The organism is Pseudomonas sp. RW3S2, from assembly GCF_014268955.1.
Taxonomy (GTDB): Bacteria; Pseudomonadota; Gammaproteobacteria; order Pseudomonadales; family Pseudomonadaceae; genus Aquipseudomonas; species Aquipseudomonas wayambapalatensis.
Genome location: NZ_JABWRM010000017.1, coordinates 88,970 through 112,578, shown reverse-complemented (window position 1 = coordinate 112,578; position 23,609 = coordinate 88,970). Strand labels below are relative to the sequence as shown.

The window sequence follows — 23,609 nt, the reverse complement described above, 5'->3', positions numbered from 1 at the left end:
AGCTTTGTAACAGTTACACCTGAAAACGGTGGTCCCTGGAGCAGGCACCACCGCTAGTCGTCAGGCCGGCTCGGCCTGGTAACCCTCTTCACGGATCGCCTCCAGGATCTGCTGCACCCCGAGCTGGCTCTGAACCCGCACCTGCCTGGCCCCCAGGTCGACCTCCACCTGCGCTGTCGCATCCTGCTCCTGAACCGCACGGGTCACCGCCTTGACGCAATGACCGCAGCTCATGCCCTGCACATTGAAGACTTGCATCGGAACTACCTCCATCTGGGTTTTGCAGAGAGTTTCAAGCTTGCCATCATGGCAAGGTCAAGTTCTGCACAAAACGGCCGGGCTGGAAATCCGCGTGCGGCTCGGCCAAGCTGCGCTTTTGACGACTCGCCAACCAGGAGAAGTTTCATGATCAGGGCAGCATTGGGCCTCGTCGGACTGCTGAGTGCCGTGGCCGTCGTGCCACCGGTCAGCGCCGAGGGCAATTCGGACTACAGCGTGCTGATCATTTCCCGGGAGCGCCTGGAGGTAGCCACCAACTGCGAAATCGGTGTCTACCTCAACGACCAGCTCTCCGGGCGGGTGTTCCAGGAACAATCGACCTCGTTCAACCTGCCGCCAGGGCCGGTGGACGTGCGCCTGCGCCTGCTGCCCGGGCAGGTGCCCGGTTGTGCACCCGGCGTGGAGGACCAACGCAGCACCCGCCTCAACCTGCAGGCGGGCCAGATTAACAAATACCGGATCGCCGTGGGCCAGAATGGGCTGGAATTGAAGCGAGCCGGCCTGGGGTATTGACCTTACCAACATGGCAAGCTTGATGCTGCAGGCTCGATCACGGAGGAAAGCCCATGCCCGCATCAACCACCTTCGACCTGCCGATCGCCGGCATGACCTGCGCCAGTTGCGTCGGTCGCGTCGAGCGCGCGCTGCGTAAAGTCAACGGCGCCGAACAGGTCAGCGTCAACCTTGCTACCGAACAGGCCAGGGTCCAGGCCCCGGCCGAAAGCCTGCCGGAGCTGCTCGAAGCGGTGCGCAAGGCCGGCTACAGCGTGCCGAGCCGCACCCTTGAACTTCAGGTAGGCGGCATGACCTGCGCCAGTTGTGTCGGCCGCGTCGAACGCGCCCTGGGCAAGGTGTCCGGGGTCGAGCAGGTCAGCGTGAACCTGGCCAGCGAACGCGCGCACCTCAGGGTACTCGAAGGCGTCAGCGACGACGCCTTGATCGGCGCCGTGGAAAAGGCCGGCTACAGCGCCAGCCTGCCACGTACCGCCCATGACGATCGCCACGATGCGCAGCGACGCCTGCGCAACGAACGCCTGGCGGTGATCGCCGCCCTGCTGCTGGCCCTGCCCCTGGTTCTGCCAATGCTGGTGCAGCCGTTCGGCTTGCACTGGATGTTACCGGCCTGGGCGCAATTCGTGCTGGCAACCCCGGTGCAGTTCATCCTCGGGGCACGGTTCTACAAGGCCGCCTGGAAAGCCGTGCGTGCCGGCGCAGGCAACATGGACCTGCTGGTCGCCCTTGGCACCAGCGCCGGCTATGGCCTGAGTCTGTACGAATGGTCCCAGGCCCATGCGGGCATGGAACCTCACCTCTACTTCGAAGCCTCGGCCGTGGTAATCGCCCTGGTGCTGCTGGGCAAATACCTGGAAAGCCGCGCCAAACGCCAGACCGCCAGCGCCATTCGCGCACTCGAAGCCCTGCGCCCCGAGCGCGCCTTGCGCGTGATCGACGGCCGCGAGGAAGATGTAGCGATCAGCCAGCTGCGCCTGGACGACCTGGTACTGGTCAAGCCCGGCGAGCGCTTCCCGGTCGACGGCGAGGTGATCGAAGGCAGCAGTCACGCCGACGAAGCGCTGATCAGCGGCGAAAGCCTGCCAGTGCCCAAACAGCCCGGCGACAAGGTCACCGGCGGTGCGATCAACGGTGAAGGCCGTCTGCTGGTGCGCACCCTGGCCCTGGGCACCGAAACCGTACTCGCGCGGATCATCCGCCTGGTCGAAGACGCCCAGGCGGCCAAGGCACCGATCCAGAAGCTGGTCGACCGGGTCAGCCAGGTGTTCGTCCCGGCGGTGCTGGTGCTCGCATTGATCACCCTGGTCGGCTGGTGGCTGGCCGGTGCACCGCTGGAAAACGCACTGATCAACGCCGTGGCCGTGCTGGTGATCGCCTGCCCTTGCGCTCTGGGCCTGGCCACACCGGCAGCGATCATGGCCGGCACCGGTGTGGCAGCCAGCCATGGCATCCTGATCAAGGACGCCGAAGCATTGGAGCGAGCCCATGCGGTCAATCGCGTGGTCTTCGACAAGACCGGCACCCTGACCTCCGGCAGCCCGCGCATCGTCCACAGCGAGGCCGTCGTCGGCGACGCACACGACCTGCTGCGCCTGGCCGGAGCCCTGCAACGCGGCAGCGAACATCCGCTGGCCAAGGCCGTGCTGGATGCCGGCGCTGAGCAAGGGCTGGAGATTCCCCTGGTGAGCGATAGCCAGTCGCTCACCGGGCGCGGCATCGCCGGTACGGTCGAAGGCCGGGTATTGGCCCTGGGCAACCGGCGCCTGCTCGACGAAAGCGGCCTTGAGCCAGGCAATCTGCTCGACAGGGCCCAGACCTGGGAAAGCGAAGGTCGCACCCTGTCGTGGTTGATCGAGCGCGCACCACATGCCCGGGTGCTCGGACTGTTCGCCTTCGGTGACAGCCTCAAGCCCGGTGCCGAGCAGGCGATCGCGGCACTGCACGCACAGGGCATCAGCAGCCACCTGCTGACCGGCGACAACCGCGGCAGCGCCAAGGTGGTCGCCGAGGCGCTGGGCATCGACGATGTGCACGCCGAAGTCTTGCCAGCCGACAAGGCCGCCACCGTCAATGCACTCAAGCAGAACGGCGTGGTGGCCATGGTCGGCGACGGCATCAACGATGCCCCGGCCCTGGCTGCAGCCGACATCGGCATCGCCATGGGAGGTGGTACGGACGTGGCCATGCAGGCCGCTGGCATCACCCTGATGCGCGGCGACCCTCGCCTGGTGCCGGCAGCCCTGGAAATCAGCAACAAGACCTACGCCAAGATCCGTCAGAATCTGTTCTGGGCGTTCATCTACAACCTGATCGGTATCCCGCTCGCCGCCTTTGGCTTCCTCAACCCGGTCCTGGCTGGCGCCGCCATGGCGCTCTCCAGCGTCAGCGTGGTGAGCAACGCCCTGTGGCTCAAGACCTGGAAGCCCACCGGCATCGCTTCGAAGGAGACGCCATGAACATCGGCCAAGCCGCCCGGCGCAGTGGGCTCAGCGCCAAGATGATCCGCTACTACGAGTCCATCGGCCTGCTCAAGCCGGCGCTGCGCAGCGACAGCGGCTATCGGCTGTACCAGCAGGAAGACCTGCACAGCCTGGCGTTCATCAAGCGCTCGCGCGACCTGGGGTTCTCACTGGAAGAAGTCTCCCGGCTGCTGACGCTCTGGCAGGACCGCCAGCGCGCCAGCGCCGACGTCAAGGCACTGGCGACACAGCATATCGACGAACTGAACCGACGGATCGAAGAGATGGTGAGCCTGCGCGACACCTTGAGCGAGCTGGTCGCCCACTGCCAGGGCGATGATCGCCCAGACTGCCCGATTCTCAGGGACCTGGCGAACGAAGGTGGATGCTGTCACTGAACGCTGGCGTGGGCTGCCTGACAACCCACGCCAGCATTTTGGTATGCCATATTAGCCATACCTGGCCAAACCGACCTTAAAATGAAGTTTCATCCAATAAATACGGGAGTTTCACTCAGATATTCCTGCGCTCTGCCGATGACCTGCATACCAGTTTCATGCGTCGACAAGAAAAAATCCGGGAGCGTGGATGAACATCAAGCAAAAATTGACCTGGGCCTTCGCCTTCATTGCGGGCCTACCCATCGTCTTGGTCGCCACCGTGGTGGTGCTGAACCTGCGAGAAGAAGCGCAGGACGACTTCCTGGATGGCAGCAGCCGGGAAATCCGCCAGGTCGGCAACGCGATGAACATCTTCTTCCAGGGCATTGCGCAGAACGTCGAGTACCTCGCCAGCCAGCCCTTGGTCACGGCCAGCGCCGACAACCTCAAGAAGTACATTGCCGCCGACGCCGCGCAGATTCCCCTGGGCGAGCAGGACAAGGCGCTGTACGACCAGTTCACCCGCCTGGCCCAGAGCCACCCCGACTACGCCTACGTGTCCTACGGTATGAAAGACGGCGGCTATGCGTTCTGGCCCGGTGACCCGAAGATGGCCAGCTACGACCCGCGCACCCGCCCCTGGTTCCAGGCCGCCATGGCCAGCCCCGGCAAGACCCTGCGCACCGCGCCCTACTACTGGGCCGGCGACGACGCCGTGCTGGTCAGTACCGTGCGCACCGTGGCCAACCAGCTCGGTAGCCCGGGCGGGGTGGTCAACATCGACGTCTCGCTCAAGGGGCTGACCGAGATCGTCAAGCAGATCAAGCTGGGTGACAGCGGCTACCTGATCCTGATGGAGAACAACGGCAACGTCATGGTCGACCCGCGTGACGCGAGCCACAACTTCAAGCAGCTGGAGAGTTTCGGTGGCGGCTACGCCGAACTGGCCAAGGCCGGCAAGGGCCTGGCCGAAGTGACCCTCGATGGCGAACGCTACATGGCCAACATCTACCCGGACGAGCGCCTGGGCTGGACCTTCATCGGCCTGATCCGCCAGGACGAAGTGATGCAGACCACCACCCGCCTGACCTGGCTGATCGGCACGCTCGCACTGGTGCTGGCGGCCGTCTTCGCCGTGGCTGGCGCCGCCTTCGCCAAGCTCATCGTACGGCCGATCAACAGCGTCACCAGTGGCCTGGAAGACATCGCCCAGGGCGAGGGCGACCTGACCCGCAACCTCGAGGTACGAGGCAGCGACGAAACCGCGCAACTGGCCAACTGGTTCAACCAGTTCCTGGGGGCGATCCGCAGCCTGATCCAGCACATCGGCGGCGCGGCCGGCAAGATCCTCAGCACCTCGGCCAGTTCCACCCGGGTGTCCGGCGACATGGCCGAAGCCGCTGGCCGTCAGCGCGAGGCGGTGGACATGGTATCCACCGCCTTCCACGAAATGGTCGCCACCGCCAACGAAGTGGCGCGCTCCTGCAGCCAGGCCGCACAGTCGGCCGACAGCGGCCAGCAACAGGCACGCGAGGGGCAGCAGCAGATCGATGCGGCGGTGCAGAGCGTCGACCGCCTGAGCCAGGAGATCGAGCAGTCGGCGCAGTCGATCCAGCAACTGGAGCGTGACAGCAACGCGATCCAGTCGATCCTCGGCACCATCCGCTCGATCGCCGAACAGACCAACCTGCTAGCCCTCAACGCGGCCATCGAAGCGGCTCGCGCCGGTGAGCAGGGCCGTGGCTTTGCCGTGGTAGCCGACGAAGTCCGCGCCCTGGCCAAGCGCACCGCCGACTCCACCGCCGAGATCGACGGGCTGCTGGGCAACCTCGCCAACCGCACCGCCGAGGTGGCCGAACAGATGCATGCCAGCCTTGAAGTGTCGCAGCAGTCTGTCAACCGCATCGGCCTGGCGCGCGACAGCTTCGGGCAGATCCGCGAGTCAGTGGACATCATCCGCGACATGAACACCCAGATCGCCACCGCCGCCGAAGAGCAGCACCAGGTGGCCGAGGACATCAATCGGCATATCAGCCAGATTCACGGCGATGCGCAGTTGGTGGCCGAGCTTGCGCAAGCGGCGCGGCAGGACTCCCAGAGCCTGGAAGGGTTGTCCAACGAGCTGGATGCGTTGGTGCGGCGGTTCAGGACCTGAAGTTCACGCGCCACACTGCAAACCTCGGTGTGGCGCGCCACACTCAGAACGAGTGGCTCAGGCCGAGGTTGATTCCATAACGCTGATCAACATTGCGCCCGCGGGCAGCCTCGACCTCCGTGCTGATTGTCCAGCCTGGCAGCACCTCGGACGATACCCCCAATGCCATCTCGGTGCGCCCGCTGCTGAACCTGTTGTCGAGTTCATGACCGTTGAGGCTGACCCTGCGCGTGCCGCCCAGGTTGTCCATCACCGCGATGCGGCCGTGGGTCGACATTTCCAGACCATTGTTCAAGACGATGACGCGCCCCCCCCTTGATACCGAGCGTCCCCATGTTCAGGTGTTGGTTGGATGACTCGACCTCAAGCCCATTACTCAAGCTGCTGCGCTGCCCCTGCACGATCGCGGCACTCAGTTGTACAAAAGGCTGCACATACCAACCTTGATCAAGGCTCAAGCGACGACCAGTCTCCAGCGTGAGCCCATACCCCCCCTGACGGCGATTGCCGGACACCTTGCGTCCATCGTGAGCCCGGGCATCGATGGTGCCGTCAAACAGGTTGAGCTTGAGCGCAGCATCGGCGTAGTAACCGGAGTTGTCGCCCCAACCGGCATACAACGCGGAGAAGTAGCTGTTCAGTGTTGCAGATGAGCCGCGCTGCAGGCCAATCGCCGAACGACTGAGCCCCACTGCCGCACCGACCCGCCAGGTATCATCGAGCAAAGTATCAGCGCCCAGGGCAAAGCCACCAACGCGCTGGGTATAGCGGGTGCCGACTGCACTGTCGACATCAAAGCCGGTCGTGCCGGTATGCATCCACAACCCGGCTGAACCAGCATTGGTCCGCATTTTTTCGAGGCGTCCGACAACCCATCGGGACTCGACCTGCGACGCGGCTTCAAGCGAACTGTCGAACGCCATCGCCGTCTCACCGGCATTGCTCAGTCTCGCCTTGCCCCGCATGTCGACCTGTGGCCGCAAACTCCACTGGTCGCCTTCGCGGACCAACTCGTGAGCAAAGGCCCCTGCATCGACCGGGCCGGATGCCAGATCGAACGTCGCATCACCACTGCCGATTCCGACCACCGGCCCCTGTGGCTCATGGCCAGAACTTGCCAGGTGCAAGGCAAAGCTGCCGCTGGCATGACTGTCTATCTGCAAGCGGCTATGGTCGAGCCAGAACGTACCCTCTCCTTGCAAGGTGTCGGCTCGCAGAATACTGCCTGACTGCACGACTACCGAACCCTGGCGCAAGTCGAGAGTCCCGACCTGAGCGTCCGCCATCGTCTCCCACCTGGACTGCGCGCCAATCTGCAACTGCTGGACATTATGTAGCTGGCCTCGTAAGTGCGCCGCATTGTCCAGGGTGATATCAGCACTGGCACCCTGCTCGACGCGGATGTCGCCTTCCAGGCGACTGTTGCTCACGTGAAGCGAGGCCTCGCCGCCCTCGATGACCTCAAGCAGCACGCCGTTGGCGCCTTTGAGTTGGCCTCCGTCGGCGACCCGGATGTCCACCTGTGCGTCACGAACCACTACCGCACTACCCTGCTGCCCCTCGATCAGACTGGCCTGAACAACGACCTGATTGGGCAGATCCTTTTGCCAGAACTCCGGTGTACCGACTTCCAGACCGACGTCCCCCGACACCACGGTCCCTTCATGCAAAGCAAGTGTTCCGCCCTTGAGTACAACACCTGCTCTGTCACCGTGGATGCGCGAACTGCGCGCGTGCAGATCAGCCGAGTCCAACTCCACCCCAGTGGTGGCACCGCGCACACTGCTGCCGCTCAAGATCGCCGTAGACGTCAAAGTGTCATCGCCCAGCGTTCCAAGGGCCATCCCGATGGAGCCTGTGCTGACTACCGTGGCATTGGTCAGGTTGACCGCACCATCCACGATGCTGATCGCAGCCCTGTCGGTCGAAATCACCTTGGCTCCCTCGACGTTGACCTGACCGCCGTCGAATCCAGTGATACGTCCGGTCTCGGCGCCCGGGCGCACGTCAAGACGCGCCCCGCTGCCCAGGTGCCAATCCTCGACAGGGTCTCCAGGGGAGACCAGCGCAAACTCGCCAGGCCCCAAGTCCGCGGCATTGGCAGCCAGACTTGCGCCCAAAGTGAACGTCAGGGTTGCCGCCAGCGGATGGCGCCGCAGTAAAATTAGTGATCCAGTCATGGAAATGCCTCTCAGGATATTGGCTCGAGAGGCGGACGTTACGTTGGAGCAAAAGGAAGATCGGTCAGACAGTTCCGTATTGATCGTGAGAAGCGAGTTGTTCGCATTGACCGTTCGAAATAACGTCGGATAAGACTTGGTCGGTCGTCGTTAGAAACGAAGCTCCCCAGGCGTCGCACCGAACAGTTGCTTGAACGCCGCGATATAGGCCGATGTCGAGTCATACCCGCAGCCTAGTGCTGCATCGGTCACGCTCTCCCCCGCCTCCAGCAACGCCAGCGACGACAACAGCCGCATGCGCTGGCGCCAGTTACGGAAGCTCAGCCCCGTCTCACGCTGGAACAGGCGCATCAGCGTCTTCTCCGAGCACCCCAGTTGCAGCGCCCATTGCTGCAGGGTCTGCGCCTGGTCGGGCGCGGCGATCAACTGATTGCACAGCGCGAGCAACCCGGCATGGCGCGGCAGCGGCAGCGAAAACCCCACCTGCGGCAACGCCTGCAACTGGTCGAGCAAGACGGCTACCAGACGCGCCTCGGCGCTGTCGCCTTCGGGATACGACGCGGGCATCTGGCAGAACTGCTTGATCAGCTCCCGCGCCAGCGGCGTCACTTCGAGTACCCGGCATTCGTCGGCGGCCCAGGTACAGGCATCGCGACGCACGTACAGGCTGCGCATCTCGGCCTGCATCGAAGTCACCACTTCGTGTTCGAGGCCAGCCGGAATCCACACCCCCCACTGCGGTGGCGCGAAGTAGCTGCCATCGCTGGTGTAGACCCCCAGCACACCGCTGATCGCGTAGGAAAACTGCACCCAATCGTGCCGGTGGCGCGTGGTCCAGGAGCCCGCGCCGAGGCTTTCGGCACGGGCGTAGAGTGGCCTGGGCAGTTGCTCGAGGTCGGGGATGGCGCGGGGGGCGGAAATCTGTCCGAGGGTCTGCATGGCACTGTTTTTTGTCTTGGATCGGACAAGGTTAACACCTCAGCGCTCGACGATCGCCGTCACCCCCTGCCCGCTCGCCGCACAGATCGAGATCAGCCCGCGTCCCTTGCCCGCCGTGGCCAGCAGCTTGGCCATGTTGGCCAGGATCCGCCCGCCGGTGGCGGCGAAGGGGTGCCCGGCGGCCAACGAGCTGCCCTTGACGTTGAGTTTGCTGCGATCGATCGCCCCCAATGCCCCCTCCAGCCCCAATGTCTCTCGGCAGTACCGATCGTCCTCCCAGGCCTTCAGCGTGCAGAGCACCTGGGCCGCGAAGGCCTCGTGGATTTCGTAGTAGTCGAAGTCCTGCAGGCTCAGGCCATTGCGCGCCAACAGCCGTGGCACGGCATGAACCGGCGCCATCAGCAGCCCCTCCTGGCCTTTGACGAAGTCCACCGCCGCGGTCTCGCCATCGACCAGATAGGCGAGTACGGGCAAACCGCGCGCCTCGGCCCAGGCCTCGCTGCCCAGCAACACCAACGAGGCGCCATCAGTCAGCGGCGTGGAGTTTCCGGCAGTCAGGGTGCCCTGGGCACCTTTGTCGAACACCGGTCTGAGCTTGGCCAACTGCTCTGGGGTGAGGTCCGCACGCAAGTTGTTGTCGCGGGTCAGGCCGAGGTAGGGCGTGAGCAGGTCGTCATGCCAGCCTTCGGTGTAGGACGCGGCCAGATGGCGATGACTGAGCAGTGCCAGTTCGTCCTGCTCGGCGCGTCCGATCTGCCAGGTCTGAGCCATGCGTTCGCAGTGCTCGCCCATCGACAGCCCGGTACGTGGCTCGCCATTGCGTGGGAACTCAGGCTTCAGAAAACTCGGACGTACATTCAGGAAGGGCCTCAGGCGCTCGCTCAGGGTCTTGCCCCGGTTCGCCTGCAGCAAGACCCGGCGCAGCCCTTCATTGATGGCGATCGGCGCGTCCGAAGTGGTATCGACGCCACCAGCTATGCCGCTGTCGATCTGCCCGAGGGCGATCTTGTTGGCCACCAGCAGCGCCGCCTCAAGGCCGGTGCCGCAGGCTTGCTGGATGTCGTAGGCGGGTGTTTGCGGCGACAGACGCGAACCCAGCACACATTCGCGGGTCAGGTTCATGTCGCGCGAATGCTTGAGCACCGCGCCCGCCACCACCTCGCCCAGGCGCTGGCCATGCAGGCGGTAGCGCTCCACCAGGCCTTCCAGGGTGGCGGTGAGCATTGCCTGGTTGCTGGCAGTGGCGTAGGCGCCATTGGAGCGGGCGAAGGGGATACGGTTGCCCCCCAGGATCGCGACCCGTCGAGGTGAGTGCATGCGCTGATTCCTCCTGAAACAATTTGATCCGATTGGATGACGGTCTCAAAGCCCGTCACTTCGGCTAGGTTGGCTACAGCCTAGGCGTTTTTGCCACATTCGAACGACCTTGCCACAAACATGGTCCACACTTGCATGCTTGCCTTAAGGGAGACCCGCACCATGAGCGACCGCTATCTCGGCTTTGCCAACTCCAACCTCGGCCGCCGCCTGGTCGACGCCCTCGGCCTGCCGCGTCCGGCGCCGCTGGAGCGCTGGCAGGCCGGGCGCCTGCGCCCGATCGAAGGCGCACTGGTGCTGGGCGGCGGGCCGCTGGTGCGCAAGGTCGAAGCCATCGCCCCGGCACTCACCGACGAGTGCTACAGCTTTGCTGGCGAAAACCTCGCAGCCCCCGCCTGGGTCGCCGGGCTCGGCCCGAAACTCAAGGCAGTGGTGTTCGATGCCAGTCATCTGTCCGACAGCGATGAGCTTCGGCAGTTGCGCGAATTCTTCCAGCCGCTGCTGCGCAGCTTGGCGCCCTGCGCCCATGTAGTGATCCTCGGACGCCCTCCCGAACAGGTCGAAGCGCCCCAGGCCAGCGTCGCCCAGCGTGCCCTCGAAGGCTTCAGCCGCTCGCTGGCCAAGGAGCTGCGCAACGGCGCAACGGCCCAATTGCTGTATGTCGCTTCCGGCGCGGAGGATCAGCTCGAAGGTGCGCTGCGCTTCTTCCTTTCACCCAAGAGCGCGTTCGTGTCCGGGCAGGTCCTGCGCCTCGAAGCCTGTACAAGCCAGGTACAGGACTGGACTCGGCCCCTGGCCGGCAAGCGTGCGCTGGTCACCGGCGCCGCCCGTGGCATCGGTGCGTCCATCGCCGAGACCCTGGCCCGTGACGGCGCCGAGGTGGTCCTGCTGGACGTGCCGCCGACACAGAAAGACCTCGATGCCCTTGCCGCACGTATCGGCGGCCAGGCCCTGGCGCTGGATATCTGCGCCAGCGACGCCGCAACCCAATTGCTGGAAGGCCTGCCGACGGGCATCGACATCGTCGTGCACAATGCCGGTATCACCCGCGACAAGACCCTCGCCAACATGACTCCGGAGTACTGGGACGCGGTCATGGCCGTCAACCTCAAGGCCCCTCAAGTGCTGACCCAGGCCCTGCTCGACGCCGGCCAGTTGCACGACAATGCGCGCATCGTGCTGCTCGCCTCGGTCAGTGGCATCGCCGGTAACCGTGGCCAGGCCAACTACGCCGCGAGCAAGGCCGGCCTGATCGGCTTCGCCCAGGCCTGGGCGCCGAGGCTTGCCGAGCAGGGCGCCAGCATCAATGCCGTGGCCCCCGGTTTCATCGAAACCCACATGACCGCCGCCATGCCCATGGGTCTGCGCGAGGCTGGCCGTCGCCTGAGTTCATTGGGCCAGGGTGGGCGCCCACAAGACGTCGCCGAGGCTGTCGCCTGGCTCGCCCAGCCCGGCACTGGTGCGGTCAGCGGCCAGTACCTGCGCGTCTGCGGGCAAGCACTGATGGGGGCATGAACATGAACCGGACATGGCAGGACCTGCACACCCCCGAGACCCGCACCAGGCTTTATCTGCGAGCGCTCGGCAAGCGCAAGATCAGTGGCGACCGCCTGCCCACAGGTGGCCTGCGCTGCTTCCTGCGGGTCGACCCAACGAACCTTGCGGCTTATCGTCGCCTGTGCCACTTCAGCGACGAGGGTCGCCTGCCGCCTACCTATCCGCACGTGGTCGCGTTCAACCTGCAATTGCAGCTGCTGACCGCCAGCGACTTTCCCTTCCCGCTACTCGGGCTGGTGCACCTGCACAACGAGATCCAGGTGCTGCGCCCACTGGGCGCCATCGAGGGCCTGCGCTTTGCCGTGCATGCCGACAACCTGCAGGCACATGCAAAGGGTGGCACCTTCGACCTGATCACCGAGGCCCACGACGGGCTGGGGCTGCTCTGGCGCGAAACCAGCCGCATGCTTGTGCGAGGGCTGAAGCTCGAAGGCGAAACGCACCAGAGCAACGATGAGCCGACCAGCGAAGCGCCGGAAGTGACGCGCTGGTACGCAGACAGCGATATCGGCCGACGCTACGCCAAGGTCTGCGGCGACTACAACCCCATCCACCTGAGCGCGGCGAGTGCCCGGCTGTTCGGTTTCCCCAAGGCCATTGCCCATGGCATGTGGAACAAGGCCATGGCGCTGGCGGCGCTGCGCGGGCATCTGCCGGTGGCGGGTTATGGGTTCGCGGTGGATTTCCACAAGCCGGTGCGCCTGCCGTCGGAGGTGGTGCTCGGCGCAAGTGCCGCAGGGCCACAAGGGCAACTCAATCTGACGGGACACGGGGGCCTGCTGCACATGACCGGCAAATGGAGCGCCCTGTAACCGGTCAAGCGCGCGCTGAGCCCTCCCCCTTGGCCCCCAACAATGGCCTCCAATTCACTTGATTTGCTCCCTGGCGCACCTGAAGCTATGCGCCAGAAGGAGAGCCCTCGATGAACCTGCAAGAACTGACCGATCGCCTGCACCAGATCCGCGACAACAACGACTGGCGCGGCTTCCACAGCCCTAAGAACCTGGCCATGGCCGCCAGCGTCGAGATGGCCGAGCTGGTGGAAATCTTCCAGTGGCTGAGCGAAGACCAGTCACGCCAGCTTGCCCCCGAGCAGCTCGCCCACGCCGGCCAGGAAGTCGGCGATGTGGTGCTCTATCTGTTGCTGCTGTGCAGCGAGCTGGGGCTGGACATGGAAAGCGTGGTGCGGGCCAAGCTCGCCGACAGCGAGAGGCGCTTCGCCCGATGAACGACCGTCATTTCGATGAGCTGGCCAGCCGCTTCGCCGAGAAGATCTACGGCGGGGCCAAAGGCGCGATCCGCCTGGCGGTGTTGCAGGCCGACCTGGCCGAAAGCCTGCCCGACCGCCCCCTGCGCATCCTCGACATTGGCGCAGGCCTGGGACACATGGCGTTGTGGCTGGCGCAGCGCGGGCACCAGGTGACCCTGGCCGAGCCCGCCGCGCCGATGCTCGACGGCGCCCGCGCGCGCTTCGCCGAGGCCAACCAACCCGCCACCTTCATCCAGGCCCCCTGGCAGGACCTGCTCGGTCAGCTCACCGAGCCCTTCGATGTGGTGCTGTGCCACGCGGTGCTCGAATGGCTGGCCGAACCGCACAGCATCCTGCCGGTGCTGCACCAACTGACCGCGCCGGGTGGCTGGCTGTCGCTGGCGTTCTACAACCGCGACGCGCTGGTCTACCGCAACTTGCTCAAGGGTCACTTCCGCAAGCTGCGCAGCGACCGTCTGGCCGGGGAAAAACAGAGTCTCACCCCGCAAAAACCCCTTGATCCGCGAGAACTGCGAGCGCAACTTGAACCCTTGTGGCAGGTCGAAAGCGAGAGTGGCGTGAGAGTGTTCCACGACTACATGCCCAAGGAGTTCCAGGACAAGGCCGAACTGCTCGACCTGCTGGAAATGGAACTGGCCCACCGCCGTCACCCAAGCTTCGCCGGGCTCGGCCGTTACCTGCACTGGACCTGTCGCCCACGCTGATCTCGCCTGCCGGGAGGAATACATGCCGTACCGTCTGTTGTGCCTGGCCTTGCTCCCCTTCGCCCTGGCGGCGTGCCAGAGCAGCAATCCCTATGTCGCCAGTTCCCGGCCACTGCCACCGGCTCCGCCCCAGGCCGCGACCACATTCGACGCCAGCGCCTACCCGGCCGCGCCACGCGACTATGGCCGCTACCGCAGCTGGAGCTGGCGCAACGGCCAGTTACCCAGCGGCAGCGCCAATGCCGACCCTGCGCAACTGGCCGATGCCATCAGCGGTGCGCTCGACCAGCACGGCCTGCGCCCGGCACGCGGCGCCAGCGGCGACCTGCTGGTCAGCGCCAACCTGCGCCTGGAACGCCGCCTGCGCCAGGTCCGCGATTACGACTACGACCCCTACTATGGCCCTGCTCCCTACGGCGGCATCGGCTATGGCGGCTACCGCAACGGCTATGGTGCCTACGGCAGCGTACCGATCGTGCGCACCTACGAAGTCGAGGTGATGGTGGTGCGCATCGACCTGTTCGATGCCCGCAACGGCCAGCCGGTGTGGAGTGCCAGCGCCGAAAGCGGCAGCGACAAGGCCTCGCCACGGGACCGTGAAAACGCCCTGCGCGAGTCGGTGCGCAAGGCCCTCAGTGGCTACCCTCCCAGTTAACGCGTCAGGAGAATCATCATGTTGCGCCGTCTCGTTCTGCTGTCCTTCGCGTTGCTGGTCGCTGCCTGCTCCAGCAACAACGTCACCCAGGATTTCGATGCCAGCCGCGACTTCGCCGCCTACCGCAGCTGGGCCTGGCAGGAACCGGCGCTGCAATATCGCCCGGACGATCCGCGGATCAAGAGCGACCTCACCGAGCAGCGCATCCGCCAGGCTGTGGCCGACCAGCTCGACCAGCGCGGCCTGCGCCCGGCACAAGGCAGCGCCCGGCCCGATGTGAAAGTGCGCGCCTACCTGATCGTCGAAGACCGCCAGCAGCAGGTCACCACCAACTATGGCGGGGCCTGGGGTGGCTACTGGGGCGGTTACTGGGGTGGGCCGATGTACAACGAGACCCGTAGCGTCGACTACAAGGTGGCGACCATCCAGGTGGACCTGTTCGATGGCCGGGACGGCAAGCTGGTCTGGCGTGGCAGCGCCGAACAGGTCATGAACAACTACCCGCCGAGCCCGCAGGAGCGCAATGCGGCGATCCAGAAGACGGTGACCCAGGTGATGAGCAACTATCCACCGCGTTGAGACCCAACGCCTATTTGTAGGAGCGGCGGTTCGCCGCTGCGACTTGCCCGCGAACACGGGCGTAGCCTATGCCAGGCAGCGCGGTGTCTTTTTCGCGGGCAAGCCCGCTCCTACAACCGGCGGTGTGAAGCCTGAGAAGAGGCAAGATGCCATCACCGTGACTACACTCCTGTAATCGCAATCGCGATGCCGGCCTTCGGCCTGCAAAGGAGTGCCCGTGGTTTCCTCTTCCGCTGCGCGCCAACGCGGCGCGATCGGCCTGATGGCCGTGATCACCCTCGGTATGGCCCTGCTGTTCCTGCTGCTGGCAATCGACAGTGGGCGGCTCTACCTCGAACAACGCAAGCTGCAGCGCATCGCCGACATGGCGGCGCTGGAAGCCGCCGGGCAGTTCGCCGTGTGCATCGGCACCGGCCCACAGGCCACTGCGATTGCCCGCACTGCCGCCACCCGCAACGGACACGCCCCCGGCAACCCACTGCAGGCCACTTGCGGCTACGTGCAGACCGGCGCCAACAGCCTGCGCAGCTTCACCCGCGACGACAACCGCAACGAGGCGATCCGGGTCGATGTCAGCAACACCGTCACCACCAGCGTCGCGGCGGGGGTGTATGCCCTGATCCAGGGCAATGGCGTGCCGCTGACCACCACCCTGCAAGCCCACGCTGTCGCTTCAGCGCCGCTGCCGCCGCAGGCAATGCTGAGTATCCGCACCACTCTCGCCACGGTCGATTCGCGTCAGTCGGTGTTGCTCAATGCCCTGCTTGGCGCCCTCGGCGGTGGCGTGCAACTGGACCTTGCCGGCTGGAAAGGCATCGCCGCCACCGACATCAAGCTGCTCAGCTACCTCGACCAATTGGCAGTCGATCTCAACCTCACGGTCGGCGACTACAAGCAGTTGCTCAACGCCAACGCCACCGCCACCCAACTGCTGCAGGCGGCGGTCAAGGTGCTGCAACAAAGCGGCGCGGCGCTGGAGGTGGTGACCAACCTGGGCAAGGTCGCCCTGGGGGCCGGCAACGGCACGCTGGTGCGCCTGGGCGATATCCTCGACATCCAGAACGGCACCGCCCAGGCTGGCCTGGATGCCAGCATCCAGTTGCTGCAACTGGTCCAAGGCGTGATCCAGCTGGCCGCCAGCGAAAGCGCCGCCAACGTCGACCTGCCGCTCAACGTGCTCGGCCTGGTCAACGGACGGGTGCGCCTGAAGGTCATCGAACCGCAGCAGATCTCCTCGGTCGGCGACCCGCGTACCGACGAGCTGCGCGTACACACTGCCCAGGTGCGGGCGATGATCTCCCTCGACCTGCCCTTGCTCGATGGCATCTTCGGCCTGCTCAACGCCGTGCTCGACCTCGCCGCACCGCTGACCAACGTGATCAACAACCTGCTCAGCCTGAACCTGGCAGCCACCGTGCAATCAGTGCTCTGCCTGCTCGGCGTGCCCTGTACGGTCAGCGATATCGTCCTGGTGCCCGGCAAGCTGCACCTGGACATCGGCCTGGAAGTCGCCGAAGCCAGCACCCGCCTCAATCCTGCAGCCCCCGATACCTTCAGTTGCTCACCCAAGCGCCTGACCACCCGCAACCAGAGCTCGGCGGTCAAGATCGCGGTGGGCCAGTTCGCTTCCCCGGACGAGTTCTTCACCAACGGCACCACCGCCGTGAAGGCGCTGCCGCTGATCGACATCGGCACCAAGCGCTGTACCAGGTTGTTGATCCTGCCGCTGGGGGACTGCGCGCCGCGCATTCCCTTCGTCGGCGGCGGCATAGGCCTGCGTGTGGACAGCAAGGTGCTGGGCAGCGGCGCCCAGGAGCGCGCACTGACCTTCCAGGCCCCTACCAGCGTGCCGCCGAACATCGGCCTCAAGCCTGCCTACCTGCCCATGAGAACCGCCAACGACAACGTGGTTGGCAGCCTCAGCGACACCCTGCTGGGCATTCACCTGGAAGCCTACCGACCGACCGCCAACAACAGCGGCCTGGGCCAGGTGCTGGTGCTGGTGGGTGGGGTACTCGATGGCGTCAAGGCCATACTGGAGCCGCTGATCAAAGGCCTGCTCAGCCCGCTGCTCGACCCCTTGCTGAACGTGCTGCTGAAAGTGCTGGGCATCGACCTGGTCAACGCCGAGGTCGGCGCCAACCTCAGTTGCTCGACAGGCCGTGCTCAACTGGCACTGTAGAGCGGCAGCAGTATGCAAAAGCACGCACCCTCGGGGCCGTTGAGTGCCTCGAGGCTGCCACCCATGGCCTCGACGATGCCATGGCTCACCGACAGTCCCAGGCCCGTGCCGACACCCGCGGGCTTGGTGGTGAAGAATGGCTCGAAGATGCGTCCGAGCAGGCGCGGATCGATGCCGCCCGCGTTGTCCTCGACCCGCAGGCAAACGCGCCCCTCGACCTGCTGTTGGCTGACCCGGATGGCCGGTGCCAGGGCTTGGCGTTCGAGCAACGCGTCGCGGGCATTGATCATCAGGTTGATCAACACCTGCTCGAGCTGGTCCTGATGCCCCTGCACCGCCAACGACGACTCGGGCGACGCGATATGCACGGCCACACCCTTGCCCCGAAGCCCCTCGGCCAGCAACGCGACCGCACCCTCCACCGCGTCCCAGGCCACGAACACCTGACGCTCCGGTTCAGAGCGACGGCCATAGACACGCATGTGCTCCACCAGCCGCGCCGCCCGCTCCACCTGGGCCTCGATACGGTGCAGCTTGTCGGTCAGGTAATCGGTGTCCGCTGCGCCGTTCTCCAGGCGCTTCAAGGTATTGGCCACAGCCATGCGCATCACGTTCAGCGGCTGGTTGATCTCGTGCACCAACCCGGTCGCCAGCTCGCCGAGGGTCGCCATCTTCGCACCCTGCAGCAACTGGCGCTGGCTGCGGCGCACCTCGGTGTTGTCACGCCCCACCGCCTGGATTTCCAGGAGCTGCCCCTGCGCGTCGAACAGGCCGCGGTCAGCCCACACCCACCAGGCGTTTTCCCGCCCCGGCAGCTGCAGGCAGACTTCTGCATTGCTCAAGGGGCGCTCCGGGGTCAGCGTTGCCAGACGCTGCAGGAACGCGCTGCGTTGAGCGTCGGACATCCACTGGCCAAGGTTCATGCCGGCAAGCTGCTGCGGCGCACACTCCAGATGGTCGGCCAGCGGACGGTTACCGAACAGCAGTTCGAGGTCGGGACGATAGCGGCAGATCATCGCCGGCGAATCCTCCACCAGCACCCGGTAGCGCTCCTCGCTGTGGCGCACGCGCTCGGCGGCCTCGGTCGCCTCGCTGACATCCAGCCACAGCCCGACCACCTCCACAGGCTGACCGAGGTCGTCGCGCAGCAGACGGGCTTCATCGAGTACCCAGTGATAGCCGCCCGCCTGGTCGCGCAGACGATAGCGACAGCGCGCCTGGCCATCGCGCAGCAGCGTACGCGTGCGCTCCAGCCACAGGCTGCGGTCATCGGGATGCACTGCCAACCCCGGCTGACGGGCCAGCTCGCTGTCGCTGGGCCAGCCCAGCATCGGCGCCAGGCTGGCACTGAAGAACTCGCTGTGCAGCGCACCCTCGGCATAGCGCTGGATGTAGATCACTGCCGGTGAGCTGGCGATCAGGTTCTCCAGCCGTGCACGGGCGGCGCCCGCCTGCAGCTCCTGGGCCTTGAGCGCGCTGATGTCGAGCAGAAAGCCGCGCACCTGGCGACCCTGCAGTTGCCCCACCCAGTGCAGCCAGCGCGGGCTGATCTGAGGGGCGTGCTCCTGCAGGCGCAGACTGAGGCTCAGGGCACGGCCTTCGAGCAGTTGCTCGAGCGCCAGTTGCGCGGCCTCGCGATCTGCCGGGTGCACCCGCGCCAGCCATTGCTCGACGGTGATTTCACGTGGCAGGTCGACACTGGCCGCCAAGGCTGGGTCCAACTGCAGCGGCCCCTGCAGTGGCCACTCCCACCAACCGGCGCCCAATTGCCGCTGCAGCGCGTCGAGGTGCTGGTCGCTGCGCTGCAACTGGCGCTGCCGAAGGCGCGCCAGCAACGGGTCCAGCAACGCCTGCAAGAGCCACTCCTGCGCCTCGTGCACAGGCGGCGTCCCGCTCGCCACACACAGCAGGCAGGCCTGGATATCCGGCCCCAGCCGGTAGGGCAGCAGCGACACCGGCAAACCGCCACACAAAACTTGCAACTCGGAGCGCTCGGACGCATCTAGTTCACCCCGTAGCGCGAACCTCTCAAGCCACGGACGCAGCTGCCCGTCGTCGGCCCAGGGCCAGTCATCGCCACTGTCGGCATGACTGCGCCAGACGCCGGCCTCAAGCAGCATCAGGCGCACCGAATCGACCTGCCAGTGCTCGACCAGGCGCCGCAACTGCTCGCCGGTCACCTGTGCCAGGCGCTCCTCGCCACACTCGCGCACCGCACGGCCGATGTCGCCAGCCAGGCGCTGCAGGCTCAAGCGTTGCGCTTCGTGGTCATGCGCGCGCAACAGGTCGCCGATATCGAACAACTGCAGCAACCAGCCCTCGGCCTGACGCTGCAGCCAACCGCGAGTGTGCAGCGTATGGCCGTGCACGGTACGAAAATCCAGATCCAACGGCTGCCCCTGCCAATCGGCAGGATCGCCTTCGAGTACCAGCCAGCTATGGTGCTGCAGGTAGTCCTGCACCCGTGTGGCGTGGTGGGTCGGCATGGCCAGCAGGGTGCGCAGCGGTCCGGACAGACGCAGCACCTGGCCCCGCTCGTCGAGCCACACTTGCAGGCCAAGCGCCAACGGCGCCTCGGCCACCGCTGCCTGGCCCCCCAACCAGCGATCGAACACGCCACTCACAGCTGCAGGCTCGCTTGGGCCTGCAGGCGCTGGGGCAGCCGCGGCACTTCGCCGATCAGCGGCAGCACCAGCACCGGCATGACATTGGTCAGTTTGTTTTTCGGGTAATCGATGGTCACGGTCAGCAGGTTACCGGGCGCCAGTACGATCCGCGCATCGGTGGCGGGCTGAAAGTCCAGTGCAGCGGGCATCCAGCTCAGTTGCTGGGTGATCACCTGGCGCGCCAGGTTCTGCACATCGGTGGCATAGGTGGCGCTGTTCGGGTCCAGCGCCACGCAGCGGCGCACCGCCTCGCTGCTGGCCTGGTTGAACGACTGCAGCATGAGCATCGGCAGGCTGTAGCTGACCAAGCCATAGAACACCGCGAAGAAGATCATGAAGACTGCGACAAACTCGATGGCTGCCGCGCCTTTTTGCCGTACTGCCGGGCTTGCTCGCATGATCACGTCTACCCTGACTAGAAGTCCTGAGTGACAGCATAGAACCCGCTCAACGAATAGGGATGGCCATTTGCCAATGCAAAGCATTGTTCTCCTGATGTGGCTTGCCTTGTGCACCGAACAAGATGTCCGTGAACGACAGATCTCCAACACCCTGACCCTGGGTGTCGCAGCCTGCGCCCTGGCCTGGCTGTTCGCCACCGGGCACAGCTGGATCGGTGCCGATGCCAGCGATGCGGGCTGGGCCTTGGCCATCGTCATGCTGCTGACCCTTCCCGGCTACATGCTCGGCCGCTTCGGCGCCGGTGATGTGAAACTGCTCGGCGCCCTGGCTCTGGCCACCAGCCACCAGTACGTGCTCGGCACCTTCATCGGTGCAGGCGTGACAGTGCTGGTGTGGATGCTTGGCCGACGCCGCCTGTGGACCCTGGCCAACCCCAAGGTGAAGAAGCGCCTGCAGCGCCTGGCCGAACAGGTGGGCGACAAGCAACCGTTCGCACCCTACGTGCTGGCCGGGTTTCTCCTGACCGCTGTCTGGATCCAATGAATGACCAGTGGATCGATTCCGCGTGTATAGACCTTGTACATAATTGCAAAGTGCGACTACTTTTCTAAACGGCCAGGCTGTCTGGCCAACGGAGCGGGGCCCGTACCAACAGGGAGTTGAACGTGAACAAGTCTGCTAGTGAGGTGAAAGTACTGGTTGTGGACGATCAGCCGTTGATCGTCGAAGAGCTTTGCGAATATCTCGAAAGTGCGGGCTACCACTGTGTGCCGGCGCACTCCACCGCGCAGGCCATCGAGCGCTACGGCGCGGACGAGTCCATCGGCCTGGTGCTGTGCGACCTGCACATGCCCGAACAGGACGGCATCGCGCTGATGCGCGCACTGAAGAACATCGCCGGGCAGCAGCGGCTGTTCGAGGCGATCATGCTGACCGGCCGCGCCGACAAGCAGGATGTCATACGCGCCCTGCGCGAAGGATTTTCCGATTACTACCAGAAGCCCATGGACCTGCCAGAGCTGCTCGAAGGCCTGCGCCGCCAGGAAGCAGCGCTGATGGAGCGGCGCCGCAACTTCCGCGAGCTGGGCAGCCTGAACCAGCGCCTGCAGGAGCTGGCCGAATCCATCGACGACCTCTACCACGACCTGGAAAAGGCCCGCGGCCAGGGCACCCATCGCCGGGCCGGTGACGTGGAAGAACTCGAGGGCGAGCTGCCACCGGTGTTCGAAAAGCTCTCGCCGCGCCAACTGGAAGTGGCCAAGCTGGTCAGCAAGGGCAAGACCAACTACCAGATCGCCTGCGAGCTGGGGATCACCGAGAACACGGTGAAACTCTATGTGTCGCAGGTGCTGCGCCTGACCCACATGCACAACCGCACCCAACTGGCCCTGGCCCTGACGCCGCGCTCATCGGCGCTGCACCAGCGGTTCACTACCCACTAGGCCGTTCACAGCTGCAGGCGCGGTGGTCCGCCGCGCCTGCAGGTCTCGCGCTCAGTTGTTCGAAGACGTCACCTTGGTCCAGCGATAGAAGTCCGGGATCACGTACTTGTAGGTGTCCAGCCAGCGTTGCATCGACTGGTCACGCTCCCGGGCCGTCTGCACCTGCAAACGGTTCGACGCCTGCTCACCGCTGGACTGCACTCGCAGCAACGCCTCGGTGGCCGTCTGCGCCTCTGGCTGGCGAGGTGGCTCCTGGGCCATCGCCAATGACACGCCGGCACACCCGGCAAGCACCATCAGATACCTGAACATGACCACCCTCCTCCCGCTCAATTGACCACCGCCTCGGCACCATTGGCCAAGGCAATGGGTCCACGCCCGGTGGATTTCACCTGCCTGGCCCGCGCCTGGGCATCGGCGAACTGCTCGGGGCGCAAGTGCAGGCGGCCGACCAGATCGGTCGCCTGTTGCCAGTTGTCCTGTACCAACGACAGGGTCACCAGGTTGACCGCCGCCAAGGTGTTGTCATCCTTCAGCTCGATGGCCGTGAGAAACTCGAAGCGTGCCTGCTCGTAGCGCCCCAGGTTCATCAGCACCACGCCAAGATCGTTGCGCACGCGCTCGTCAGTGGGCGCCAGGCGCACCGCGCGCTGCAGGTTCTGCAAGGCCTGCGCATCGTCGCCACGCGCCGAGGCGAGCTGGCCCAGCCCATGTTCACCTTCGGCCGCCAGGCAGCCACCCAGCAGGCTGCGGTACAAGGGCTCGGCCTCGCTGCGTCCCAGCAGGCGCGAGACCCTGGCCTTGCGCAGACGCACCTGGTCGAGGGTGTTGGGCAGCTGCTCGAGGTGAGCCAGGCTGGCGTGCGGTCGTCCCTCGTTGAGCATCTCGTCCGCCAGGTTCAACGCCAGTTGCTGGTCGGCATCCGGCTTGCTGCAGCCCGGGCCGCCGAACAATGCCCCCAGCCCCTGCGTCGACTGCCCGGCACAACCGCCCAGCAGCAGCATGCCGGTGAACAACAGGATCTTTTTCATCCTTCTCCTCCTAGACGCCCAAAGCCCGTGCCAACGCAGTAAAACCTGGCCCGGCCAGGACGATGAGCAAGGCCGGGAACAGGAACACCATCATCACCGCCGACATCTTTGCCGACATCTTCGACACCCGCTCCTGCAAGTGCGTGAGGCGTCGATCATCGAGCAGCGCCTTGAGCGCCAGCAGCGACTTCATCCCGCCACTCCCCTGCACCAGCAACTGCTGAAGGATCACGCAGGTGTCGGAGAACTCATCCACTGCCAGCACCTGCGCAGCTTTCTCCAGCTCCGGGCCGAGCGACAGCCCTGAATCCACCCGCTGCAACACCTGACGCAGCTCCTCGCTGATCTCGGGCACCAGTGTCCGCCCTTCCTGGCTGAGCACACGTAACGCCTGCTCCACGGCCAGCCCCGTCTCGAAGAGGATGCGCAGCAGCGGAATCATCAGGCTGACCTCCTGCGCGATACGCTGTTGCCGGCGCGTGGCTGCCAGCGCCAACAGGCGCTTGGGCAAAAGGTAGCCGATCACCAGTGCGCACACCGGCAGCACCAGCCAATGCAGGGCATCGACGCCGATGAAGGCATGCTGCAGCAGCAACGCCAGCCCCATGGCCAGCAACGGCAATCCCAGTTGCACGGCGGCGAACAGCGCGCGCTGGCGACTGCGACGCCAGCCAATCCGCTCGAGCAGGCCATGGGTTTCCCCGTCGAGCGTCTGCAAGCGTTGCCCCAGCGGGCTGCTGCCCAGCCAGTGGAGCATGTCGCCCAGGCGTTCCTCGCGGGCCAGGCGCCCTTGCAGGCGCCGCGCAACCAGGTAGCGCGCACGTAACTGGCGCGAGGCCTGCAGCCCCAGCAACAGGGCGGCGACAAGCAGGCACAGCGCGCAAATCAGCAGGGCCATG

Annotated in this window: 23 protein-coding genes; 13 read left to right on the top strand and 10 right to left on the bottom strand. The window is 65.4% G+C overall.

The genetic code is table 11. The features are described 5' to 3' along the window. Positions 1-60: 60 nt before the first annotated feature. A complete protein-coding gene (locus HU748_RS21645) occupies positions 61-258 on the bottom strand; it encodes a cation transporter (RefSeq protein WP_186666072.1) in 198 nt (65 codons plus the stop codon). Between the two features lie 147 nt (positions 259-405). Here HU748_RS21645 and HU748_RS21640 point away from each other — a divergent pair, with 147 nt between their 5' ends. The 4 genes from HU748_RS21640 (at position 406) to HU748_RS21625 (ending at position 5,786) form a co-directional block, all read left to right on the top strand. Next, positions 406-792, top strand: coding sequence for a hypothetical protein (locus HU748_RS21640; RefSeq protein WP_186666071.1), 387 nt, complete (start codon positions 406-408; stop codon positions 790-792). A gap of 53 nt (positions 793-845) precedes the next feature. Next, positions 846-3,248 (top strand): heavy metal translocating P-type ATPase, encoded by a 2,403-nt coding sequence (locus HU748_RS21635; RefSeq protein WP_186721894.1) that lies wholly within the window; start codon positions 846-848, stop codon positions 3,246-3,248. Further along, the gene (gene cueR / locus HU748_RS21630) at positions 3,245-3,649 is read left to right on the top strand and encodes a Cu(I)-responsive transcriptional regulator (RefSeq protein ID WP_186666067.1); all 405 of its coding nucleotides are present in this window, start codon (positions 3,245-3,247) and stop codon (positions 3,647-3,649) included. Before HU748_RS21635 ends, cueR begins: the two co-directional genes overlap by 4 nt. A 190-nt stretch (positions 3,650-3,839) precedes the next feature. Beyond that, positions 3,840-5,786, top strand: a complete 1,947-nt coding sequence (locus HU748_RS21625) for a methyl-accepting chemotaxis protein (RefSeq protein WP_186721892.1) — start codon at positions 3,840-3,842, stop codon at positions 5,784-5,786. Positions 5,787-5,829: 43 nt separating this feature from the next. On the opposite strand, the gene HU748_RS26645 is transcribed toward HU748_RS21625, so the two are convergent. The 4 genes from HU748_RS26645 to HU748_RS21605 form a co-directional block, all read right to left on the bottom strand. Beyond that, entirely contained in the window at positions 5,830-6,063 is a 234-nt protein-coding gene (locus HU748_RS26645) for an autotransporter outer membrane beta-barrel domain-containing protein (protein WP_186721890.1), read from the bottom strand. Then, a complete protein-coding gene (locus HU748_RS26640) occupies positions 5,990-7,966 on the bottom strand; it encodes an autotransporter outer membrane beta-barrel domain-containing protein (RefSeq protein ID WP_186721888.1) in 1,977 nt (658 codons plus the stop codon). Before HU748_RS26640 ends, HU748_RS26645 begins: the two co-directional genes overlap by 74 nt. A gap of 150 nt (positions 7,967-8,116) precedes the next feature. After that, positions 8,117-8,905 (bottom strand): helix-turn-helix transcriptional regulator, encoded by a 789-nt coding sequence (locus HU748_RS21610; protein WP_153774057.1) that lies wholly within the window; start codon positions 8,903-8,905, stop codon positions 8,117-8,119. Positions 8,906-8,944: 39 nt separating this feature from the next. After that, complete coding sequence (locus tag HU748_RS21605) at positions 8,945-10,222, bottom strand: acetyl-CoA C-acetyltransferase (protein WP_186721886.1); 1,278 nt, start codon at positions 10,220-10,222, stop codon at positions 8,945-8,947. Between the two features lie 162 nt (positions 10,223-10,384). Here HU748_RS21605 and HU748_RS21600 point away from each other — a divergent pair, with 162 nt between their 5' ends. The 7 genes from HU748_RS21600 to HU748_RS21570 all read left to right on the top strand — a co-directional run bounded on the left by HU748_RS21600 (position 10,385) and on the right by HU748_RS21570 (position 17,169). Further along, on the top strand, positions 10,385-11,737 hold the full coding sequence (locus HU748_RS21600) for a 3-oxoacyl-ACP reductase (RefSeq protein ID WP_186721884.1): 1,353 nt from the start codon (positions 10,385-10,387) through the stop codon (positions 11,735-11,737). A 2-nt stretch (positions 11,738-11,739) separates the two neighbouring features. Continuing rightward, positions 11,740-12,591, top strand: a complete 852-nt coding sequence (locus HU748_RS21595; RefSeq protein ID WP_186721882.1) for a MaoC family dehydratase — start codon at positions 11,740-11,742, stop codon at positions 12,589-12,591. A 110-nt stretch (positions 12,592-12,701) separates the two neighbouring features. Then, positions 12,702-13,007, top strand: coding sequence for a MazG-like family protein (locus HU748_RS21590; protein WP_186666055.1), 306 nt, complete (start codon positions 12,702-12,704; stop codon positions 13,005-13,007). After that, positions 13,004-13,753, top strand: a complete 750-nt coding sequence (locus HU748_RS21585; RefSeq protein ID WP_186666053.1) for a methyltransferase domain-containing protein — start codon at positions 13,004-13,006, stop codon at positions 13,751-13,753. Before HU748_RS21590 ends, HU748_RS21585 begins: the two co-directional genes overlap by 4 nt. Before the next feature lie 22 nt (positions 13,754-13,775). Further along, positions 13,776-14,408 (top strand): DUF4136 domain-containing protein, encoded by a 633-nt coding sequence (locus tag HU748_RS21580; RefSeq protein ID WP_186721880.1) that lies wholly within the window; start codon positions 13,776-13,778, stop codon positions 14,406-14,408. Positions 14,409-14,426: 18 nt separating this feature from the next. After that, the gene (locus HU748_RS21575) at positions 14,427-14,987 is read left to right on the top strand and encodes a DUF4136 domain-containing protein (RefSeq protein WP_186721878.1); all 561 of its coding nucleotides are present in this window, start codon (positions 14,427-14,429) and stop codon (positions 14,985-14,987) included. A 217-nt stretch (positions 14,988-15,204) separates the two neighbouring features. After that, positions 15,205-17,169 (top strand): pilus assembly protein TadG-related protein, encoded by a 1,965-nt coding sequence (locus HU748_RS21570; protein WP_346655481.1) that lies wholly within the window; start codon positions 15,205-15,207, stop codon positions 17,167-17,169. Here the strand turns inward: HU748_RS21570 and HU748_RS21565 are convergent. Then, positions 17,154-19,793 (bottom strand): ATP-binding protein, encoded by a 2,640-nt coding sequence (locus HU748_RS21565; protein ID WP_186721876.1) that lies wholly within the window; start codon positions 19,791-19,793, stop codon positions 17,154-17,156. The two genes, HU748_RS21570 and HU748_RS21565, sit on opposite strands and share 16 nt — an antisense overlap. Continuing rightward, the gene (locus tag HU748_RS21560; protein ID WP_186708559.1) at positions 19,790-20,233 is read right to left on the bottom strand and encodes a TadE/TadG family type IV pilus assembly protein; all 444 of its coding nucleotides are present in this window, start codon (positions 20,231-20,233) and stop codon (positions 19,790-19,792) included. The genes HU748_RS21565 and HU748_RS21560 overlap by 4 nt, the downstream gene beginning before the upstream one ends. A gap of 76 nt (positions 20,234-20,309) precedes the next feature. On the opposite strand from HU748_RS21560, the gene HU748_RS21555 reads away from it, so the two are divergent. Together HU748_RS21555 and HU748_RS21550 are read left to right on the top strand one after the other, a co-directional pair. Next, a complete protein-coding gene (locus HU748_RS21555; protein ID WP_054895204.1) occupies positions 20,310-20,780 on the top strand; it encodes an A24 family peptidase in 471 nt (156 codons plus the stop codon). Positions 20,781-20,902: 122 nt separating this feature from the next. Next, positions 20,903-21,679 carry a response regulator transcription factor gene (locus HU748_RS21550; RefSeq protein ID WP_186708557.1) on the top strand — a complete coding sequence of 259 codons (777 nt, stop codon included), beginning with the start codon at positions 20,903-20,905 and terminating at the stop codon, positions 21,677-21,679. A gap of 51 nt (positions 21,680-21,730) precedes the next feature. Here the strand turns inward: HU748_RS21550 and HU748_RS21545 are convergent, their stop codons facing one another. The 3 genes from HU748_RS21545 to HU748_RS21535 are packed head-to-tail and all read right to left on the bottom strand — an operon-like array spanning position 21,731 to position 23,608. Next, a complete protein-coding gene (locus HU748_RS21545) occupies positions 21,731-21,991 on the bottom strand; it encodes a DUF3613 domain-containing protein (RefSeq protein ID WP_186666045.1) in 261 nt (86 codons plus the stop codon). Between the two features lie 17 nt (positions 21,992-22,008). Beyond that, a complete protein-coding gene (locus HU748_RS21540) occupies positions 22,009-22,710 on the bottom strand; it encodes a tetratricopeptide repeat protein (protein ID WP_186721874.1) in 702 nt (233 codons plus the stop codon). Between the two features lie 10 nt (positions 22,711-22,720). Then, positions 22,721-23,608 (bottom strand): type II secretion system F family protein, encoded by an 888-nt coding sequence (locus tag HU748_RS21535; RefSeq protein ID WP_186721872.1) that lies wholly within the window; start codon positions 23,606-23,608, stop codon positions 22,721-22,723. Position 23,609: the final 1 nt, after the last annotated feature.

Excerpts from the sequence above, each read along its gene's own strand:
- HU748_RS21645 (WP_186666072.1), bottom strand. The coding sequence starts at position 258 with ATGCAAGTCTTCAATGTGCAGGGCATGAGCTGCGGTCATTGCGTCAAG.
- HU748_RS21640 (WP_186666071.1), top strand. The coding sequence starts at position 406 with ATGATCAGGGCAGCATTGGGCCTCGTCGGACTGCTGAGTGCCGTGGCC.
- HU748_RS21635 (WP_186721894.1), top strand. The coding sequence starts at position 846 with ATGCCCGCATCAACCACCTTCGACCTGCCGATCGCCGGCATGACCTGC.
- cueR (WP_186666067.1), top strand. The coding sequence starts at position 3,245 with ATGAACATCGGCCAAGCCGCCCGGCGCAGTGGGCTCAGCGCCAAGATG.
- HU748_RS21625 (WP_186721892.1), top strand. The coding sequence starts at position 3,840 with ATGAACATCAAGCAAAAATTGACCTGGGCCTTCGCCTTCATTGCGGGC.
- HU748_RS26645 (WP_186721890.1), bottom strand. The coding sequence starts at position 6,063 with ATGTCGACCCACGGCCGCATCGCGGTGATGGACAACCTGGGCGGCACG.
- HU748_RS26640 (WP_186721888.1), bottom strand. The coding sequence starts at position 7,966 with ATGACTGGATCACTAATTTTACTGCGGCGCCATCCGCTGGCGGCAACC.
- HU748_RS21610 (WP_153774057.1), bottom strand. The coding sequence starts at position 8,905 with ATGCAGACCCTCGGACAGATTTCCGCCCCCCGCGCCATCCCCGACCTC.
- HU748_RS21605 (WP_186721886.1), bottom strand. The coding sequence starts at position 10,222 with ATGCACTCACCTCGACGGGTCGCGATCCTGGGGGGCAACCGTATCCCC.
- HU748_RS21600 (WP_186721884.1), top strand. The coding sequence starts at position 10,385 with ATGAGCGACCGCTATCTCGGCTTTGCCAACTCCAACCTCGGCCGCCGC.
- HU748_RS21595 (WP_186721882.1), top strand. The coding sequence starts at position 11,740 with ATGAACCGGACATGGCAGGACCTGCACACCCCCGAGACCCGCACCAGG.
- HU748_RS21590 (WP_186666055.1), top strand. The coding sequence starts at position 12,702 with ATGAACCTGCAAGAACTGACCGATCGCCTGCACCAGATCCGCGACAAC.
- HU748_RS21585 (WP_186666053.1), top strand. The coding sequence starts at position 13,004 with ATGAACGACCGTCATTTCGATGAGCTGGCCAGCCGCTTCGCCGAGAAG.
- HU748_RS21580 (WP_186721880.1), top strand. The coding sequence starts at position 13,776 with ATGCCGTACCGTCTGTTGTGCCTGGCCTTGCTCCCCTTCGCCCTGGCG.
- HU748_RS21575 (WP_186721878.1), top strand. The coding sequence starts at position 14,427 with ATGTTGCGCCGTCTCGTTCTGCTGTCCTTCGCGTTGCTGGTCGCTGCC.
- HU748_RS21560 (WP_186708559.1), bottom strand. The coding sequence starts at position 20,233 with ATGCGAGCAAGCCCGGCAGTACGGCAAAAAGGCGCGGCAGCCATCGAG.
- HU748_RS21555 (WP_054895204.1), top strand. The coding sequence starts at position 20,310 with ATGCAAAGCATTGTTCTCCTGATGTGGCTTGCCTTGTGCACCGAACAA.
- HU748_RS21545 (WP_186666045.1), bottom strand. The coding sequence starts at position 21,991 with ATGTTCAGGTATCTGATGGTGCTTGCCGGGTGTGCCGGCGTGTCATTG.
- HU748_RS21540 (WP_186721874.1), bottom strand. The coding sequence starts at position 22,710 with ATGAAAAAGATCCTGTTGTTCACCGGCATGCTGCTGCTGGGCGGTTGT.
- HU748_RS21535 (WP_186721872.1), bottom strand. The coding sequence starts at position 23,608 with ATGGCCCTGCTGATTTGCGCGCTGTGCCTGCTTGTCGCCGCCCTGTTG.